Consider the following 17,424-nt stretch of genomic DNA (forward strand, 5'->3'; position numbering starts at 1 on the left):
TCCCAGCAGAACGCCTCCATGCCCGGCCTGCGCGTCGTGACCGTCGAGCATTTCATCGCGGGCCCGTTCTGCACGCAGCTCCTGGGCGATCAGGGCGCCGATGTCATCAGGGTGGAGAGCCCCGCCGGATCGAATCGAGGCGGCTATTTCCCCACGCTCAACCGGAACAAGCGCAGTATCGTCGTCGATCTCAAGTCGGAGAAGGGCCTGGAGACGCTCCACGCCCTGATCAAGACGGCCGACGTCTTCGTCACGAATCTCGGAGCCGGTGTGCCCGCCCGTCTGGGGTTCGACTACGACCGCCTGTCGCAGATCAATCCGCGCCTGGTCTACGCCCACATCACCGGGTTCGGGCAGGACAGCCCCTATCGCGACATCCCTGCCTTCGACGGGGTGATCCAGGCGATGTCCGGGCTGATGGACCTGACGGGTGAGCCCGACGGCGCTCCGATGCTCTCGGGTGTCTTCGTGCCCGATCACCTCACCGGGCTGTGGGCCGCCCTGGCCGTGAACAACGCACTGCTGAAGCGGCACAACACGGGGCACGGCTCGTACATCGACCTCAGCATGCTCGACTGTCTGATGTCCTTCCACGCCACGGGATTCAGTGAGGTCCTGAAGGAGGGGAAGACGCTGACCCGAATCGGCAGCAGGGTCCGTGGGTCGTACGCGAGCACGTACCGGGCAAGCGACGGGTACGTCTATCTCGCCCCGCTCACCGCCCGCATGTGGCAGGGGGTCGCACGGGTCATCGGGAAGCCGGAGCTGCTGGACTACATGGGGGAGACCCCGGAGTCCGACGACCGGCTGCAGCACCGGGACATGCTGGACGCGCTCATCGAGGGGTGGACCTCGAAGCACACGGTCTCCGACGTCGTCGAGCAGATGCGGGCCGTAGGAGTCGCCAGCAGCGCGGTTCACACGATGGACGAGGTGGTGGCCGATCCGCACCTCGAGGTGCGGAACATGCTGCGCACCGTCCCGGACCTGTCCGGCGAGGGCGAGTTCCCCGTCCCCGGCTCACCCATTCCCTCCCTGGACGAGACCTTCTCGAAGAAGCCTCCCCGCCTGGGTGAGCACACCGAGGAGATCCTCGCGGAGCTCGGCCTGGCTCCGGCGGGCGCGGCTGGGCAGCGCGATGGCTGATGACGGGGTCTCGATCAGCCGGGTCGGCAGCATCGGGCTGATCAGGATCGAGCGCCCGGCCAGGAGGAACGCCATCGATTCGGGCATGGCCGCCGGCATCACCAAGGCGATCCGCGAATTCGACGCGGACGAATCCTGCACGGGGATCGTCCTCTCGGGGTCGGGCGGCACCTTCTGTGCCGGAGCGGACCTCAGTGACCCGAGCGACACCACTGCTGAGGGGTGGACCTACTCCGACAACCCGTCCGCGGTCATGCTGCGGACGGTCAAGGACTGCGACACCACCGTCGTGGCGGCGGTCGAGGGATGGGCCGTGGGCCTCGGTCTCGGCCTCGTCGGGGCAGCGACGTACGCCGTCGGGGCGGCCGAGTCGCGGTACCGGCTCCCCGAAGCGGGCCTCGGCTTCTTCCCCCTCGGCGTCGTGCCGTACCTGGTGGAGCGCATGCGGCCGGCGGCCGTCGTCGACCTGGCGCTGTCGGGACGCCGGGCCTCGCTCGACGACGCGTTCGCTTCCGGACTCGTGACGCACACCGTCGCTGCCGGCGCGGCCGAGGACGCCGCCGTGGCGCTCCTCGAGGAGCTGGCCGAGCTCCCCGCGCAGGTGCTCGACGACGCGCGGGCCTTCCTGCGGACGTGTTCGTCGGCGAAGGGCAGCGACGAGATCGTCCAGTGGTGTGAGCAGCGGATGACGAGAGGGGTCCTGGCCAGGAACTCCTCGTCGGCGAAGACCCATCAGTCGGCGAAGGCACAACAGGAGGGAACGGACCTGCGATGAGCATTCGAGGAAAAGCCTTCATCGCGGGGGCTTACGAGCACCCCAGACGCAAGATCCCCGACCGGTCGGTGGCACAGATCCACGCGGAGGTCGCCGTCGGCGCCCTCGCGGACGCAGGGCTGTCGCTGGGTGACGTGGACGGGTACTTCACCGTCGAGCCGCACGGGCTCGGCGCGATCACACTCGCCGAGTACCTCGGTCTGAACGTCTCCTACATCGACTCCACCCTGACGGGCGGCTCCTCCTACCTCGTCCACGTGGGTCACGCCGCCGCCGCGATCGCCGCCGGCAAGTGCAATGTCGCGCTGATCACGCTGGGCGGTCACGCCAGGCCGGCTCCGGGCATGCGCTTTCCGTCGCGTGCGGGGGGTACGCCGCACGGCGCCTTCGAAGAGGTGTACGGCGTCACCACGGTCAACAACTACGCGATGGCGGCACGCCGCCACATGTACGAGTTCGGGACGACGAGCGAACAGCTGGCGGAGATCAAGGTGGCGGCCTCGCACCACGCGCAGTTCAACCCCCACGCGCGTCTGCGGGACAAGGTAAGCGTCGAGGAGGTCCTGGCGTCCCCGATGGTGGCCGATCCGCTTCACCGTCTGGACTGCTGCGTCATGACCGACGGCGGCGGAGCCCTCGTGGTCGTGAGCCCGGAGATCGCGAGGACCCTGGACCGGTCCTGCGTCAAGGTCCTCGGTCAAGGTGAGGCGCCCAAGCACACGATGAACGGGCGCGTGGACGTCACGTACACGGGAGCGGTGTGGTCCGGGCCGAAGGCCTTCGCGGAAGCGGGCGTGACACCCGCCGACATCGACTACGCGTCCATCTACGACTCGTTCACGATCACGGTGCTGGAGACCATCGAGGACCTCGGCTTCTGCGAGAAGGGCAAGGGAGGCAGTTTCGTCATGGACGGCGGGTTGATCTCACCCACCGGGCGGCTGCCGTTCAACACCGACGGCGGCGGACTGTCCAGCAACCATCCCGTGAACCAGGGCGGGATGACGAAGGTCATCGAGGCCGTGCGCCAGCTTCGTGGCGAGGCCAACCCCGAAGTGCAGGTTCCGGACTGCGAGATCGCTCTCGCCCACGGTTCCGGCGGGCGCATCTCGTCCCGTATGGGGAGCTCCACACTCATCCTCGGGCGGGAGGACGCATGAACCGTCCTGCCGGGCCGTACCCGCCGGTTCCCCCGTCGACCGGCGTTCCCACGCGCACATCCCTGCCGGAGAGCGCCCGTACCAGGGAGGTCGACCAGTGAGCGAAGGCAGCTACCCGCACCTTCCGGCCCCACCACCGACGGTCGTTCCCGAGACCGAGCAGTTCTGGGCGGCAACCGCGAAAGGCACGCTCCTGCTGCCGCAGTGCGCCGCCTGCGCGACGATCATCTGGTATCCGAAGGGCATCTGCCCGGCGTGCGGATCGCTCGACGTCGGGTGGACCGAGGCCTCCGGAGAAGGGGAGATCTACACCTTCTCCATCAGCAGGCGCGGGGAGGGCGACTACCGCGAGGCCGGCCCGTTCGTCCTCGCCTACGTCGAACTGGACGAGGGACCGCGGGTCATGACGAACATCGTCGGCTGCAGCCCCGACTCCGTACGGATCGGGCTCCGGGTACGCGCGGTGTTCGACGACACCGGGCAGGGGACCGCACTGGTCCGCTTCGCCCCCTCGGAGCGATGAACAGACAGTTCCGCGCCTCGACGTTCCGTGCTCTCTCTGCCGAAACGGACATGACATTGACTTGACCAACTAGTTGGTCAAAGATTGGTGGCAGGCCGAGGGAGGCCGGGCGGCCGAACATCTCCCGCGACGACTCTCCTGGTGGGGGTGCTGGCACAGACCGAACTCTTCTTCCCAGGGCGATCAGCACGATGCCGGGACCTCGTTCCGTGGGCAGAGCCCCCGCCGGGCCGGTGCGCTCGCCAAGGACTCGAACGCAGTGGTCCACCGTGCGAGGAGACAGTCCTGGGCCTTCGACACCGACGCGGTCGACGCCGTGACGCACACAGCCACTCCACCGTCAGCAAGCCCCTCCCGGAGGAACCATGCCAGTCAAGTATTCCGCTCCGGCAGCACCCTTCCTGCTGCCGCCCGAGCTCATCGAGCTGAAGGAGCACGCCAAGAACATCGTCGAGCGTGAGTGTTTCCCGCTCGAAGCCAAGTTCCTCTCCAACAAGTGGCTGGACGAGGGGGTGCGCAAGGAAGGCGCCACCGAGGGCCAGACCGACGGCTCCCTGCCGGCAGAGGACTGGGCCCACCTCAAGAAGGTCTCCCAGGACGCGGGCCTCTACGCGATCGGACTTCCCGAGGAGTACGGCGGCGGAGGGTACGGCGCCCTCGGCGAGGTCGTGGTCGCGGAGCAGCTCAACCGCAGCGTGGTCAAGCTCCCCCGCTCCAACGCGATGCTGCCCCTGATGCGCGGCACCGAAGCGCAGAAGGAGGAGTTCCTCCTGCCGTCCATCCGCGGTGAGAAGCGCTTCTGCTTCGCACAGTCGGAGCCGGGGGCCGGATCGGACCCGGGCAACTCCATGCGCACCACCGCCAAGCCGGACGGCGACGGCTGGCGGATCAACGGCGAGAAGATGTGGATCAGCGGCGTCGAGAACTGCGACTACCTGCTGGTGCTGGCCGTGACCGACCCGGAGAAGCGGCAGCGGGGCGGCATGACGATGTTCATCGTCGACAGGGACGCGGAGGGCATCTCCACGAGCCCGATCGAGACCTGGCTGGTGCGCAAGGGCCACCAGCACCACGTCTGGTTCGACGACGTCTTCGTGCCCGCCGGGCGCGTCCTCGGCGAGGTCGGCTACGGATTCGGGCTGGGCCAGGAATGGCTCGCCATCCAGGACCGTCTCACCCGGGGGTCCCTGGCCTGCGGCCGGCTCGCACGCGGGCTGGACATCGCCACCGAATGGGCCAAGTCGCGCGAGACCTTCGGTGCGCCTCTGAGCGAACGGCAGGCCATCCAGTGGATGTTGGTCGACGTGTTCATGGACCTCAAGAGCATCCGGGCCATCTCCTACGAGACCGCCGCTCGCTACGACGCCGGCGAAGAGGTCCGGCACCTCGCCGCCATGGCCAAGTACATGGGCGGCAACTGGGGACACCGCTCCATGGACAAGATCATGCAGGTTCTGGGCGGGATCGGCGAGACCCTCGAAATGCCGATCTCGACCTTCTACCGCGAACTTCGCCACGGCCGCATCGGCGGTGGCACGGATGAGATTCAGAGGATCTTGATGGCGCGCGCGCTGTTCAAGCAGGGCAAGTCGGTCTGGGAGGCCTGAGCACCATGGGACAGTCAGTACAGAACGTCACCTTTCCCAGCAACGGGAACACGGCTCACGGTTATCTCCGGGTCCCCGAAAGCGGGTCCGGGCCCGGGGTCATCGTCATCCAGGAGTGGTGGGGGCTCACCACCCACATCGCGGACATCTGCGACCGGCTCGCCCGCGAGGGTTTCGTCGCGCTGGCTCCGGACCTGTACGGCGGGCCCACGACGCATGACGCCGCCGAGGCCAAGGAGATGCTGATCTCGATGCCCGTCGAGCGGGCCACCCGGGACCTGTCCGGCGCCGTGGACTTCCTGCTCGAGCAGGACTCCGTGACGTCGGAGAAGGCCGGAGTGATCGGCTTCTGCATGGGCGGCGGCTTCGCACTCGGCCTGGCCGCCGAGCGGTCCGACCACGTGGCGGCGGCCGTCCCCTTCTACGGCATGCCCAAGGACGCCGCGATCGCGTCCTCCATCTCGTGTGCGGTCCAGGGCCACTACGGCGAGCAGGACGGGAGCATCCCGGTCGAGGCCGTGGAGGGCCTGTTCAAGCAGCTCCAGGCCGCCGGCGAGGCACCGGCCGAGCTGCACGTCTACCCGGCCGGCCATGCCTTCCTGAACGACGAGAACCTCATCGGCACGTACGACCCCGAGGCCGCGAAGCTTGCCTGGTCCCGCGCGGTCGAGTTCCTCCGGCGGCACGTGCGATGAGCCACCGGACCGCGTTCGTGGACGTTCGAGAAGGAAGTGGTCTGTGATGACGGTTATCACCGACGAGATGCGCGCCCTCATAGGTGTCGAGTCCGAGCCCCGCACCGCGGCGCTGCCGCTGTCCGAGGAGATGCTCCGCCGCTTCGTGCACGGCGTCATGGAGCCGGACCCCGTGCACTGGGACCCCGAGGCGGCAGCCGCGTCGAAGTACGGCGAGGTGGTGGCACCCCCGCTCTTCCCCATGCACGGCTTGCGGCGTCCGCCGGGCGGGCCCGATCCGTTCGACAGCCTCCAGGAGGACCCGGAGGGCGACGGCACCCAGGCGGGCCGTCAGAACGGTCTTCCTCCTCTGAACCTCCCGTTCAAGCGCCTGCTGAACGGAGGCACGGAGGCGGAGTTCTTCCGGCTCGCGAGGATCGGCGACGTCATCACCGTGCGCTCCAAGTACGCAGGCCTCACCGAGCGTGAGTCGCGGAACGGAGACCCCATGGTGATCGTTCGTGTCCAGACCACCTACACGAACCAGGACGGCGAAGTCCTGACCGTCACCACGAGTTCGCTGATCTACCGATGACAGGAGGAACGATGACGAATTCGGCACCCGTGGTGTTCGAGAAGCTCACCGTCGGCGACGAGATACCCGAACTCGTGCGCGGGCCCCTGCGCGAGCCGCACCTGATGCGCTGGTCCGCCAGCATCGAGAACTGGCACCGGATCCACTACGACCAGCGGTTCACCGTCGAGCACGACAAGCTTCCCGACCTGCTGATCAACGGCAGCTGGAAGCAGCACTTCCTCGTCCAGGCCGTGCGTCAGTGGGCCGAACCGGAGGGGTGGCTGCGCAGCATCAGCTTCCAGTTCCGCGCCATGGACGTCGTCGGGTCGACCCTGCACGCATGGGGCCGGGTCACCGACCTCGCGGAGCAGGACGGCTACGGCACGGTGAAGCTCGAGATCGGCATACGGAACGAAGAGGGCCGGCAGAGCACCCCGGGCTCGGCCACCGTCGTCCTGCCCCTGCAGGGCGGCCCGGCGGTTCCGTACCCGTTCCCCGTGTCATGAGTACGCGCAAGGCCCCGCTCGACGACGTGCGCGTCGTCGAGCTGGGCGTCGGCCTCGCCACCCCGCTGGCGGGCCGCCTGCTCGGGGACATCGGCGCGGAAGTGATCAAGGTGGAGACACCGGAGGGGGATCCGACCCGTTCGGAGGCTCCGTACTACCGCACCGACGACGGCGAGGAGCGGGGCGCCCTCTTCGAGTATCTGAACTACAACAAGTGGGGAGTGTCGCTCGATCCGGGTACGGACCGCGGCGTGCTCGATGACCTCTTGTCGACGGCGGACATACTCCTGATCGGTGACGACATAGGCCAGCTCGCCACCTGGGGCATCGATGTGGCTTCGCTGCACGAGGCCCACCCCGGACTGGTGATCGAGACGCTCACACCGTTCGGCATCACCGGACCCAAGGCGCACTGGAAGGCGACGGACCTGGTCCTGCAGGCCGCGGGCGGCCTGCTGTCCTTCAGCGGCAACGCGGAGCGCTCCCCGCTGAAGCGAGGGCTCCGGCAGAGCACCTTCCAGGCGGGCCTCACCGGCGCGTACGTCGCTGAGGCCGCCCTCCTGGGCGCACGGCAGCACCGCGGCACCGTCATCGACATATCCATGGCCGAGTGCGTCGCCTCGGAGCTGGTGATGACGATCCCGGAGTACACCTTCCTGGGTGCCGTCTCCACCCGTCGTCCCGGCGTCGTCGATCCTCTCTCGGGCGATCCCCTCCCCGCCGGATCCGGGTACGTCAGCGCGCAGGTCAATTCCCTCACCCCGATCAGTGTCTTCGCGGACTTCATCGGTGACCAGCGCCTGGCCGAGCCGCAGTACGAGACGTCCGAAGGGCGCGCGACGCGGGCGGCGGCCGTCGGAGAGATCTTCCGGTCGGCACTGGAGAACGAGCAGCCGCGCGAGTTCTTCGAGCGGGCCTCGGCCCAAGGACTGCTCGCCGGCTTCGTACAGACGGCCGACCAGCTCCTCGAATGCCCGCACCTCGGTGCCCGGGAGGTGTTCCGGGTCATGCCGGGAACACTCGACGGCCGCCCCTGGCGGATGCCCGCGACCCTCGCCTCCCTCTCGCACACGGGCACGACCGTCCGGCGGGAAGCACCCCAGGTCGGGGAGCACAACGAGGAATTCGTCTCCCGTCCCAAGGCAGGTGTCCTGTGAGCCGCGAAGCAGTGGGATCAGACGCTCCCGGACCGCTGGAAGGACTCCGCGTCGTCGATCTGTCGGCGGTGTTCGCCGCGCCCTACATGTGCGGGATCCTCAGCGACTTCGGCGCCGAAGTGATCAAGATCGAGCCGCCGTCGAAGCTGGACCAGACCCGGGGCGGCGGCTTCGGACGCTACCTCCGCAACGAGCCCGGTGACGACGGCTGGAACTGGTCCGGCACATTCCACAGTCTCAACCGCGGCAAGCGTTCGCTCGTCCTGGATCTCAAGCAGGAGGCGGGCAGGTCGGTGCTCCGCCGGCTGGTGGACATGGCCGACATCCTCGTCGAGAACTTCACACCCCGTGTGATGCGCGGGTGGGGCATGACCCACGCCGACCTTGTGACGAGCAACCCGGGGCTCATCATGTTGTCCAACACGGGGTACGGCGCCTCCGGACCCTGGTCCGGCTTCAAGGCGCAGGGCACCTCGCTGGAATCGACCATGGGGCTCACGGCGTACTCCGGCTACCCGGGGGAGAAGCCGCGGAAGGTCGGGCAGTCCTACCCGGACTTCCTGGCGGCGTGGACCGGCCTCTACGCGATTCTCGCGGCGCTCGAAGAGCGTCATGACTCAGGGGAGGGCCAGTGGATCGACCTGGCGATGTACCAGCTCGGCCCGGCTGTCATTCCCGAGGCGCTCATCGCCGCACAGGCCGGCGCCGAGCAGCTCACGTGTGAGGGCAACGCCGAGGCGGACACGCTCCTGTCCGACGTCTACGCCTGCCGCGGTGACGATGCGTGGGTGGCGGTGGCCGTCGAGGACGACGCGGCCCGGCTGCGGGTGGCCGGCATCGTGCGGGGCCATCTCTCCGACGACGACCCCGGCCTGGCGGAGCTCGGCCGCGGTCTGGCCGCGTGGGCGATGACGCGGACGCCGGACGAGGCGGCGGAGACCCTCCAGAGCCACGGTGTTGCGGCATCGGCGGTGGCCGCGGTCCGCGACCTGCTGCTCGACGGGCAGTTCCGGCACCGGGAGTTCTTCGACTGGGTGGACGTCAGAGGCGAGACGTTGCCTCTCCCCGGGACACCATTCGTCTGGACCGGCTCCTCCACGGTCATGAGCCGCGCCCGTGCGCCGCTGTTCGGTGAGGACAACGAGACCGTGCTCAGTTCGCTGGGCATGCCCGCGGCCGAGATCGAGACGCTGAGACGCGATGCGGTCGTGGTCGACGCACCGCTGGGAGTCCAGCCGCCGCGTCCCCTGGACCTCGACGCGCTCGTCCAGGCAGGTGTGTACCGCGAGATCGCGGCGGATGTGACGGACGTACTGGACAAGGTACGACCGCACGGCGACGAAGAGTGACGCAGGCGAATCAGTACGAGGAGAACGAGAACATGGGATACCCACGTGTACAGCTTCGCGAAGAAGTCATGCGTGAAGGGATGCAGATCGAGTCGGTGGACATCCCCGTCGACGTGAAGGCCGAACTCCTGCAGGAGCTCGCCGAGTGCGGTCTGCCGGCCATCAACGTGGGCTCCTTCGTGAGCCCTCGATACACGCCTCAGATGGCCCGGATCGAAGAGGTCCTGCGGCGTTTCGAGCCGGTGGAAGGCCCCAGCTACTACTGTCTGGCGATGAACCAGCGTGGGCTGGACCGGGCGGCCGAGTTCCCCTGGCTGGATCTGCCCGGCAAGTCCGGGTTCTCGACCGGTGCGCACCTGTGCGACACGTTCATCCGGCGCAACGCGAACCGGAGCCAGGACGACGAGATCGCCAACTGGGAGCGGACCATCAAGCGCGCCGTCGACGCGGGAGCTGCGGAGGCCCGGATCTCGATCGGGGCCGCCTGGGGATCCAACTTCGAGGGCCGTTTCACCACCGAGCAGCGGATGACGATGCTCCGGCGTCAGTATGACGCCTGGCAGGCGGCGGGCATCCGCGTGACGGCGGTCGCGTTCGCCGACCCGATGAGCTGGTGCATGCCGCACTGGGTCGAGGAGACCATCGCCGCGGTCCGCGCGGAGTGGCCCGAGATCCGGCGTGTCAGCCAGCACCTCCACGACGGACGTGGCATGGCGCTGCCGAGCACGTATGCGACGATCAAGGCCCTGGACGAGACCTTCGACGTCAGCTTCGACGTGACGGCCGGAGGCATCGGCGGCTGCCCCTACTGCGGCAACGGCCGGGCGACCGGCATGGCGGCGACCGAGGACGTCGTCATGATGTGCACCGCCATGGGCATCCCGACCGGCGTCGACCTCGACCGCCTGATCGGGTTCGTCCACAAGCTCGACGGCGTGCTGGGCCGGCTGTCGCCTGGGCACGTGTCGAAGGCCGGTCCCCTTCCGCTGTCCCCGGACCAGTACTACGACCCCAATCTGCCGCTCGTCGAGACCCATGAGGAAGCCCAGCACTTCCGTCTGGGGTCCGCGGTCGTCGAGCACCAGATCCGGCCGTGGAAAGAGCCGATCCCCTCACCCGGCGACCGCTCGGCCGACTGAGTGACCGACATCGACGCGGGCGCCGGCGTCGACGTCACGTGGACGGCACCGGGCGGAGCCGTGGACGAGCTCCGCCTGTCGTTCGAGGACGTCGCCGGGGCGCGGGTGGCCGTGTGGACGGCGGGTGACCCGGAGGCGGGCACCCTGGTCCTCGTCCATGGCAGCAGGGCGAACCATGCCTGGTGGGCGGGCATGGTCCCGTCCCTCGCGAGGGACCGGCATGTGGTCCTGGTCGAACTCTCCGGTCACGGCCGCAGCGACCACCGCAGCCGCTACACCTGGCAGACCTGGGCCGACGAGGTGGCAGCCGTGGTCCGCCGTGCCGGTGCCCCCGCGACCGTGGTGGGGCACAGCATGGGCGGGGTGGTGGCGTCGGTCATGGCTGCCTCCTATCCGCAACTCGTGGACCATCTCGTGGTGTTCGACGCCTACCCGCAGGGACTGCGTACGCGTGCGCCCCTGCGTCGGCCACCGCAGCCGCGGCGGTACTACCGGTACCGCGAGGAGCTGGCCGCGCGATTCCGGCTGGCGCCGGAGCAGAGCCTGCCGGCGATGGAACTCACCCGGCGCCTGATCGACGCGGGCATCACCGAGACCCCGGGCGGCTGGACCTGGCGCAGCGACCCCGCCGTGCGGGGCGACTGGAAGGATCCGGTCCTCGACCGGGTGGTCTCCCGGGTCCCCTCTCCCACGACGTGGATCTTCAGTCAGTACAGCGAGTACCTTCACGAGGAGGCCGCTCAGCAGATCTCCGAGGAGTCGTCGGCCCCCTATGTGATGGTCTCGGTCCCCCGTACGCACCATCATCTGATCCTCGAGGAACCGGCGGTGTGCTCGGCGCTGCTGGCCATGCCACGGCCTTGAGTGCTGGGAGCCCCGGGCGCCCCCCATCCCGTTCGTGAGGAGCCGGGGGTGCGGGGCTCCTGGCCATGCCCCGGGCTGCTGAGCCAAGAGGGAACCGGTGCCGGGCGGCCGGGACGGCAAGGTACGCGGCATGCAGCCCCAGCGATGGCTGAAGGGCGGCCGACGAGCGGTGCCGTGGCTGCCGGCTCCGGCGTCACGGCCCGGTTCCACACCCTTCACCGGCGATGCGTCGCCTCGCAGCGGGAGCGCCCGTTTGCGCCGAGGGCCGGGACGAAGCCCCCGACGGGATCTTGGAGTGTTTCGCTTGTACCGGCTGGTACATTCCTAGGCGTCATCGGCTCGTCCGCGTCCCAGGCATCAGTGGCGGCCTGAGGCCTCGATGGCCTGTCCTTCGAATTGCGGGAACGGCTCCTGATGCATCGTCATGGAAGGTCCGCGAGGCGGCAGGGTCATCAAGATTCAGGGTGCCGCGACCCTGAGGCGCCGCTTCTGATCGTTACCCGACCTAACGGATAACGCGAATGTAACAGACCTGTCGCCCTCCATTGACGCATTCATCAACTGGATGGTTGGCTCCATCGGAGAGCAGGCAGTAGTGCACGCTCTCACCGTGACTCATGGAGGTGGGCGCGTGCCGCGCAATTGGTGGTCCCCCGCATCGTCACCTACGCGCGGTTTGCGTGGGACGGCCGGGCTGGTCGTAGGCGGGATATTTTTTCTCTCCGCATGCGGAGGGGGCGACAGCAGTAACGTCGGCAGCTCCGGGGGCGGATCCGACGGTGTTCTGACGCTGGCGCTCGAGAACACGCTTCCAGGATGGGACTGGAGGAAACAAATCAGTGCCGGGCACACCGGTCTCGAATGGCGACCGGTCTACGACACGCTGTTGCGGACGGAGACCGACGGCACTGTCGTACCCAACGCCGCAGAGAAGTTCTCGTACAACGAGGACAAGACAGTGCTCACGCTGAAGCTGCGTGAGGGCATGAAGTTCACGGACGGATCGCCTGTCGACGCGAAGGCCGCGAAGCTGAGCATGGAAGGTTTCCGTGACGGAGGCGGAGCGGACTCGCTCCGCCTGGGCGGCGTCAAGATGCGCGTGGTGGACGACCTGACCGTCACTCTCACGTTGCCGGCTCCGAATCCCGCCCTGATCAGCTACCTCGGTGGATCGTCGGGCCAGTTGGTGAGCCCGGCGTCGATGGATTCCCCGACCTCGGCGACCAAGCCGGTGGGCAGCGGCCCGTACGTGTTGAACATGCGGGAGACGGTGACCGGGAGCAAGCTCGTCTTCAACCGGAACCCTGACTACTGGAACCCTGACGACTTCGCCTACGACAAGCTGGAATTCATCGTCATGGCGGACGAGACGGCTCAGCTCAATGCGCTGTCGACCGGTCAGATAGACGGCGCCGAGATTTCACTCGGAAGCATCGAGCGGGCTAAGTCGTCGGGCCTGCACGTCAAGAGCTTCCAAAATCTTTGGAGTGGGCTCTTCTTCCTCGACCGGGCCGGCGCGAAGATTCCTGCCCTCGGGGACGTACGGGTACGGAAAGCAATCAACATGGTGTTCGACCGGCCGGCGATCGTCGAGGGCCTCTGGAACGGTAACGGCAAGGCGAACAGTCAGACCTACGGTCCTCCGAGCGTTGCGTACCAGGAGGATCTCCTGGACTACTACCCGTACGATGTCGAGGCCGCACGGAAGCTGATGAAAGAAGCCGGCTACGCCGACGGGTTCAGCGTCGTGCTACCGGAGGTCGACCACTACAACGACGAGTACAGCGCCATCGCGGTGCAGCAGCTGGCCGAACTGAACATTCGCGCCAAAGTGGTTTCCGTTCCGCGGCAGGAATCCATCCCCCGTATTCTCGGCGGCGAGTTCCCCATGTTCGTCTACAAGATGCCGGTGAACCCCGAAGCGGAGCAGGTCTCGAACGTGATGGGTCCGAAGGGTGCTTTCAATCCCTATCACAGCGAGGACCCTGAGCTCACCAAACTGCTGGCGAAATGGAAAGTCGCCGACAAGGACGAGGCGGCGGACATCTACAAGCAGATCAACCGCTTCCTGGTCGAGAAAGCCTGGTTCGCGCCCTTCGGCAACCCGAATTCGCCCTGGGCCTTCAACGGCTCCACCACCATCACCGGGACGTTGGGCACGACGCCCCCGCTCTACGCCTTCAAGTAGCGGAGCGGGGTGGCCGGCGGACGGGACCCTCGGGTCGCGCGGGCCGGCCGCAACGCTCCACCCCCACAGGGTGACATCGTCCGTACCGCTCGTTCGAAGATTGCCGCGAGGTCGCAATGCTGATGTATGTGGGGCGAAAACTCGTCTCCGGACTGGTCCTGTTCATTACCGTCACGTTCGTTACCTTTGTCCTCGTGTTCTCCAACGGGGAGAAGTCCGTGCGCAACAACCTCGGTGAGCTGGCCACCGATGAGCAGGTGGCACGCCGGGTAGCTCAACTGAATCTGGACCAGCCAGTTCTCGTCCAATACGTCAAGTGGCTCGGCGACCTGCTGACGGGAACCCTGGGCAAGAGCTTCAATTCCGGCGAGGAGGTGGTGACCCTCCTCGGTTCGCGCATAACCGTCACGCTCTCGATCATATTTCTCGCACTGTTGTTCACGTCACTTCTCAGCGTCAGTATCGGCGTCCTCTCCGCGGTCAAGGGAGGGTGGATCGACCGCTCGCTGCAGTTCATAGCCGGCAGCGCGGTGGCCTTGCCGAGCTTTCTCGTGGCCATCGCACTCATGTTCCTTTTCGCCATTGCGCTCCCCGTTTTCCCGGCGACGGGCTACATGCCCTTCAGCGTCAGTCCGGACGGCTGGGCGGCGTCACTGGTGCTTCCTGTCTCCGCCCTGGTGATCCACATGGTCGCCAGCTCGGCCCAGCAGTTCCGTGGCGCGATGGTGGACACCCTGAAGCAGGACTACATACGTACCCTGCGCTCGCGCGGTCTGTCCGAGCGTGCGGTCGTGCTCCGTCACGCATTGCGCAATGCCGCGGCACCCGGACTGACGATTCTGTCCGTGCAGACGATCGGCCTCGTCGGAGGAGCGGTGGTCATCGAACAGGTCTTCGCGCTCTCCGGGGTCGGCCAGTTCACCATCACCGCGTCGCTCGCCGGTGACCTGCCCTCCGTGATGGGCGTCGTCGTCTTCGGAACTCTGCTCGTTCTCGTCGTGAACATAGTGGCAGATGTCCTCAACGCCTGGATCAACCCGAAGGTGAGGCTTTCATGAGTGACGCCGTGTCCCACCAGGTCACTCCGCAGTCGGACGCCCCCGTGGCAGGGCGCGCGCTCTGGCGCCGGGTGCTGAGCAACCCCGTGGGTTTCGTGACGGTCCTGCTTCTCATACTGGCCCTCGGGTTCGGACTGGCGGCACCCTGGCTGGCACCCTTCGACCCGAATCTCCTGCGGCTGGAGGTGACGAACGACGGGCCCTTCCAAGGCGACTTCCTGCTCGGTGGCGACAACACGGGGCGAGACATCCTGAGCCGGCTCATGTTCGCCACCCGCAGCACGATCATGGCCTGCCTCGTGGTGCTGGTCGTGAGCTCGGTCCTGGGCGGGACGACCGGTCTGATCGCCGGCTACTTCGGTGGTCGCCTGGACGATCTCGCCGACTGGGTGTCCAACGTCTTCCTGGCACTGCCGGGCATCGTCCTGCTGATCGTGCTGTACACCGTCATCGGACCGAACATCATGGTCGCCATGGCGGTCTACGGGGTCCTGCTCGCGCCGTCGTACTTCCGGCTGGTCCGCTCGTCGGTCAAGAGCATCAGGAACGAGCTCTACGTGGATGCGGCAAGAGTCGCCGGCCTCACTGACGGGCGCATCGTCGCCCGCCACATCCTCCGGGCCGTCCGGGGCCCCATCATCGTCCACAGCTCCTTCGTCGTGGCCTCGGGCATCGGCATCCAGTCGGCACTCGAGTTCCTGGGCCTGGGCGATCCGTCCAAGCCCTCCTTGGGCGGGATGCTCCAGGACGCGTTCGCCAACATCTACCTGAACCGGGTCGCGGTGGTGTGGCCGGTGCTCCTGATCGGTGTGTCCACGCTGTGCCTCGTCCTGCTGGGCAACGTCATCCGCGACGCCCTGCAGTCGTCCGCGAACAGGCCCACCACTCTCGCCCCCTCGGTGGTCCGGCGACTGCGTGCCGCGGCGGTCAGCGGTTCGGAGGCACCGGCAGCAGCGGTGAAGGGCGACCGGCCCTCGCTCCTGCGGGTGCGCGACCTGGCCGTCGCCTACCCCGACTCGACGACGACGGCGAAGGCAGTCGTGCACGGAGTCGACCTGACGGTCGAACGCGGTGAGATCCACGGGCTCGTGGGGGAGTCCGGCTCCGGGAAGTCACAGGTCGCCCTGTCGATTCTCGGCATCCTGCCGCCGGAAGCGGTAATTCTGCGTGGAGCGATCGAATTCCAGGGAGAGGACCTCCTGGCAGCGCCGAAGCGCGTGAGGGCGGTGCGAGGGCGCCGGATCGGTTACGTGCCCCAGGAGCCGCTGAGCAACCTTGACCCCGCCTTCACGATCGGGCAGCAGCTGACGTACGGCCTGCGGGCGGTCAAGGACGTGTCCCGGCGCGATGCCAGGGAACAGCTGCTGGAGCTCCTGGACAGCGTGGGGATCAGGGACTGCGCCCGTGTCTTCGACCTCTATCCCCATCAGGTATCGGGCGGAATGGCGCAGCGTGTGCTGATCGCCGGGGCGCTGGCCGGCGACCCCGAGCTGATCATCGCGGACGAGCCGACGACAGCCCTTGACGTGACGGTGCAGGCCGACGTTCTCGACCTGCTGCGGAACCTACAGCAGGAGCGGGAGCTCGGCATGGTGATCGTGACGCACAACCTCGGTGTGGTGGCTGACATCTGTGACAAGGTCAGCGTGATGCAGTCGGGACGGATCGTGGAGTGCGGCAATGCCGATGACTTGTTCACGTCCCCGGAGCACGAGTACACACAGATGCTGTTGAGCTCCACTCTCGACGGTGCCGAGATGCGGAAGCCGCTCACGGTCGGGAGCGAGGCGTGAACAGCTCCGTCGCCGGTACCGGCACACCGCTCCTGTCGGTCCAGGACCTTCACGTCAGCTATCCGGCCAAGGGATTCCGTTCGCCGCCGGTGACGATCCTCAACGGGGTGTCCCTCGACATCCGTCAGCACGAGACGGTGGGCCTGGTCGGGGAGTCCGGGTCCGGCAAGACCACACTGGGGCGGGCGCTGCTCGGCCTCGCTCCCGTGACCGGTGGCCGGGTGGTATTCGAGGGCCGGGACATCTCGACACTCTCGCGCACCGAACGACGCCGTCGGGCGAGGGACCTCCAGGTGGTGTTCCAGGACCCGTACTCGTCGCTGAACCCGGCCATGACGATCGAGGACATCCTGACGGAGCCGCTGCTGGCCGACGGGGAGAAGGCCGGACGCGACGTCGTCAGGCGTCTGCTCGACCAGGTCCACCTGCCGCACGACGCGGGCCGGCGCTTGGCCCGCGAGTTCTCGGGCGGCCAGCGCCAGCGGATCGCGATCGCCCGGGCCCTGGCACTGGACCCCAAGCTGGTCGTCTGTGACGAGCCGACGAGCGCGCTCGACATGTCGACCCAGGCGACGATCCTGACTCTGTTCAAGGAGATCCAGGAGGCGACGGGAGTCGCCTATCTGTTCATCACCCACGATCTGGCCGTGGTGCGTGCCATCAGCCACCGGATAGCCGTGCTGCTGCGCGGGGAAATCGTCGAGCTGGGCCCGGCGGGCCAGGTCACGGGAGATCCGCAGCATGCCTACACCCAGCGGCTCCTGATGGCCGCGCCCGTGGCCGACCCGGCCGCCCAGCGGGCCCGGCGTGCCGAACGCAGGGAGCTGCTGGAGAGTCAGGGTGAACGGCACGCCGAGGTTGTCGACGCCGCAAGCTGACCGGCCCCGGCGAGCGTCGGCCCGACCGCG

General features: G+C 67.6%; 16 protein-coding genes. All 16 read left to right on the forward strand.

The genetic code is table 11. The annotated features are described in order from the left end of the window. Positions 1-1,146, forward strand: a 1,146-nt coding sequence (locus VN520_RS14775; RefSeq protein WP_325747363.1) for a CoA transferase, incomplete at its 5' end; no start/stop codon positions are given. Beyond that, the gene (locus VN520_RS14780; RefSeq protein WP_325747364.1) at positions 1,139-1,921 is read left to right on the forward strand and encodes an enoyl-CoA hydratase/isomerase family protein; all 783 of its coding nucleotides are present in this window, start codon (positions 1,139-1,141) and stop codon (positions 1,919-1,921) included. The genes VN520_RS14775 and VN520_RS14780, both read left to right, overlap by 8 nt. Beyond that, positions 1,918-3,081, forward strand: coding sequence for a thiolase domain-containing protein (locus VN520_RS14785; RefSeq protein WP_325747365.1), 1,164 nt, complete (start codon positions 1,918-1,920; stop codon positions 3,079-3,081). The genes VN520_RS14780 and VN520_RS14785 overlap by 4 nt, the downstream gene beginning before the upstream one ends. Before the next feature lie 97 nt (positions 3,082-3,178). Next, complete coding sequence (locus VN520_RS14790; protein ID WP_325747366.1) at positions 3,179-3,604, forward strand: Zn-ribbon domain-containing OB-fold protein; 426 nt, start codon at positions 3,179-3,181, stop codon at positions 3,602-3,604. 365 nt (positions 3,605-3,969) lie between these two features. Beyond that, positions 3,970-5,211 (forward strand): acyl-CoA dehydrogenase family protein, encoded by a 1,242-nt coding sequence (locus tag VN520_RS14795; protein WP_325747367.1) that lies wholly within the window; start codon positions 3,970-3,972, stop codon positions 5,209-5,211. A gap of 5 nt (positions 5,212-5,216) precedes the next feature. Next, positions 5,217-5,906, forward strand: a complete 690-nt coding sequence (locus tag VN520_RS14800; RefSeq protein ID WP_325747368.1) for a dienelactone hydrolase family protein — start codon at positions 5,217-5,219, stop codon at positions 5,904-5,906. A 46-nt stretch (positions 5,907-5,952) separates the two neighbouring features. Continuing rightward, positions 5,953-6,480 (forward strand): FAS1-like dehydratase domain-containing protein, encoded by a 528-nt coding sequence (locus VN520_RS14805; RefSeq protein ID WP_325747369.1) that lies wholly within the window; start codon positions 5,953-5,955, stop codon positions 6,478-6,480. Between the two features lie 11 nt (positions 6,481-6,491). Next, entirely contained in the window at positions 6,492-6,968 is a 477-nt protein-coding gene (locus tag VN520_RS14810) for a hypothetical protein (protein WP_325747370.1), read from the forward strand. After that, entirely contained in the window at positions 6,965-8,125 is a 1,161-nt protein-coding gene (locus VN520_RS14815) for a CaiB/BaiF CoA transferase family protein (RefSeq protein WP_325747371.1), read from the forward strand. Before VN520_RS14810 ends, VN520_RS14815 begins: the two co-directional genes overlap by 4 nt. After that, positions 8,122-9,474: a CoA transferase gene (locus VN520_RS14820; protein WP_325747372.1), complete on the forward strand. Its 1,353-nt coding sequence runs from the start codon at positions 8,122-8,124 to the stop codon at positions 9,472-9,474. The genes VN520_RS14815 and VN520_RS14820 overlap by 4 nt, the downstream gene beginning before the upstream one ends. Positions 9,475-9,506: 32 nt before the next feature. Next, positions 9,507-10,613 (forward strand): hypothetical protein, encoded by a 1,107-nt coding sequence (locus VN520_RS14825; protein ID WP_325747373.1) that lies wholly within the window; start codon positions 9,507-9,509, stop codon positions 10,611-10,613. Continuing rightward, positions 10,614-11,477, forward strand: coding sequence for an alpha/beta hydrolase (locus VN520_RS14830; RefSeq protein WP_325747374.1), 864 nt, complete (start codon positions 10,614-10,616; stop codon positions 11,475-11,477). A gap of 631 nt (positions 11,478-12,108) precedes the next feature. Next, the gene (locus VN520_RS14835) at positions 12,109-13,665 is read left to right on the forward strand and encodes an ABC transporter substrate-binding protein (protein ID WP_325747375.1); all 1,557 of its coding nucleotides are present in this window, start codon (positions 12,109-12,111) and stop codon (positions 13,663-13,665) included. 116 nt (positions 13,666-13,781) lie between these two features. Beyond that, positions 13,782-14,723, forward strand: a complete 942-nt coding sequence (locus VN520_RS14840) for an ABC transporter permease (protein ID WP_325747376.1) — start codon at positions 13,782-13,784, stop codon at positions 14,721-14,723. Continuing rightward, entirely contained in the window at positions 14,720-16,516 is a 1,797-nt protein-coding gene (locus VN520_RS14845) for a dipeptide/oligopeptide/nickel ABC transporter permease/ATP-binding protein (RefSeq protein ID WP_325747377.1), read from the forward strand. Before VN520_RS14840 ends, VN520_RS14845 begins: the two co-directional genes overlap by 4 nt. Then, positions 16,513-17,394, forward strand: a complete 882-nt coding sequence (locus VN520_RS14850) for an ABC transporter ATP-binding protein (protein ID WP_325747378.1) — start codon at positions 16,513-16,515, stop codon at positions 17,392-17,394. The genes VN520_RS14845 and VN520_RS14850 overlap by 4 nt, the downstream gene beginning before the upstream one ends. Positions 17,395-17,424: the final 30 nt, after the last annotated feature.

The organism is Streptomyces sp., assembly GCF_035563135.1.
Classification (GTDB): Bacteria; Actinomycetota; Actinomycetes; order Streptomycetales; family Streptomycetaceae; genus Streptomyces.

Excerpts from the sequence above, each read along its gene's own strand:
- VN520_RS14800 (WP_325747368.1), top strand. The coding sequence starts at position 5,217 with ATGGGACAGTCAGTACAGAACGTCACCTTTCCCAGCAACGGGAACACG.
- VN520_RS14805 (WP_325747369.1), top strand. The coding sequence starts at position 5,953 with ATGACGGTTATCACCGACGAGATGCGCGCCCTCATAGGTGTCGAGTCC.
- VN520_RS14795 (WP_325747367.1), top strand. The coding sequence starts at position 3,970 with ATGCCAGTCAAGTATTCCGCTCCGGCAGCACCCTTCCTGCTGCCGCCC.
- VN520_RS14845 (WP_325747377.1), top strand. The coding sequence starts at position 14,720 with ATGAGTGACGCCGTGTCCCACCAGGTCACTCCGCAGTCGGACGCCCCC.
- VN520_RS14780 (WP_325747364.1), top strand. The coding sequence starts at position 1,139 with ATGGCTGATGACGGGGTCTCGATCAGCCGGGTCGGCAGCATCGGGCTG.
- VN520_RS14785 (WP_325747365.1), top strand. The coding sequence starts at position 1,918 with ATGAGCATTCGAGGAAAAGCCTTCATCGCGGGGGCTTACGAGCACCCC.
- VN520_RS14825 (WP_325747373.1), top strand. The coding sequence starts at position 9,507 with ATGGGATACCCACGTGTACAGCTTCGCGAAGAAGTCATGCGTGAAGGG.
- VN520_RS14810 (WP_325747370.1), top strand. The coding sequence starts at position 6,492 with ATGACGAATTCGGCACCCGTGGTGTTCGAGAAGCTCACCGTCGGCGAC.
- VN520_RS14840 (WP_325747376.1), top strand. The coding sequence starts at position 13,782 with ATGCTGATGTATGTGGGGCGAAAACTCGTCTCCGGACTGGTCCTGTTC.
- VN520_RS14815 (WP_325747371.1), top strand. The coding sequence starts at position 6,965 with ATGAGTACGCGCAAGGCCCCGCTCGACGACGTGCGCGTCGTCGAGCTG.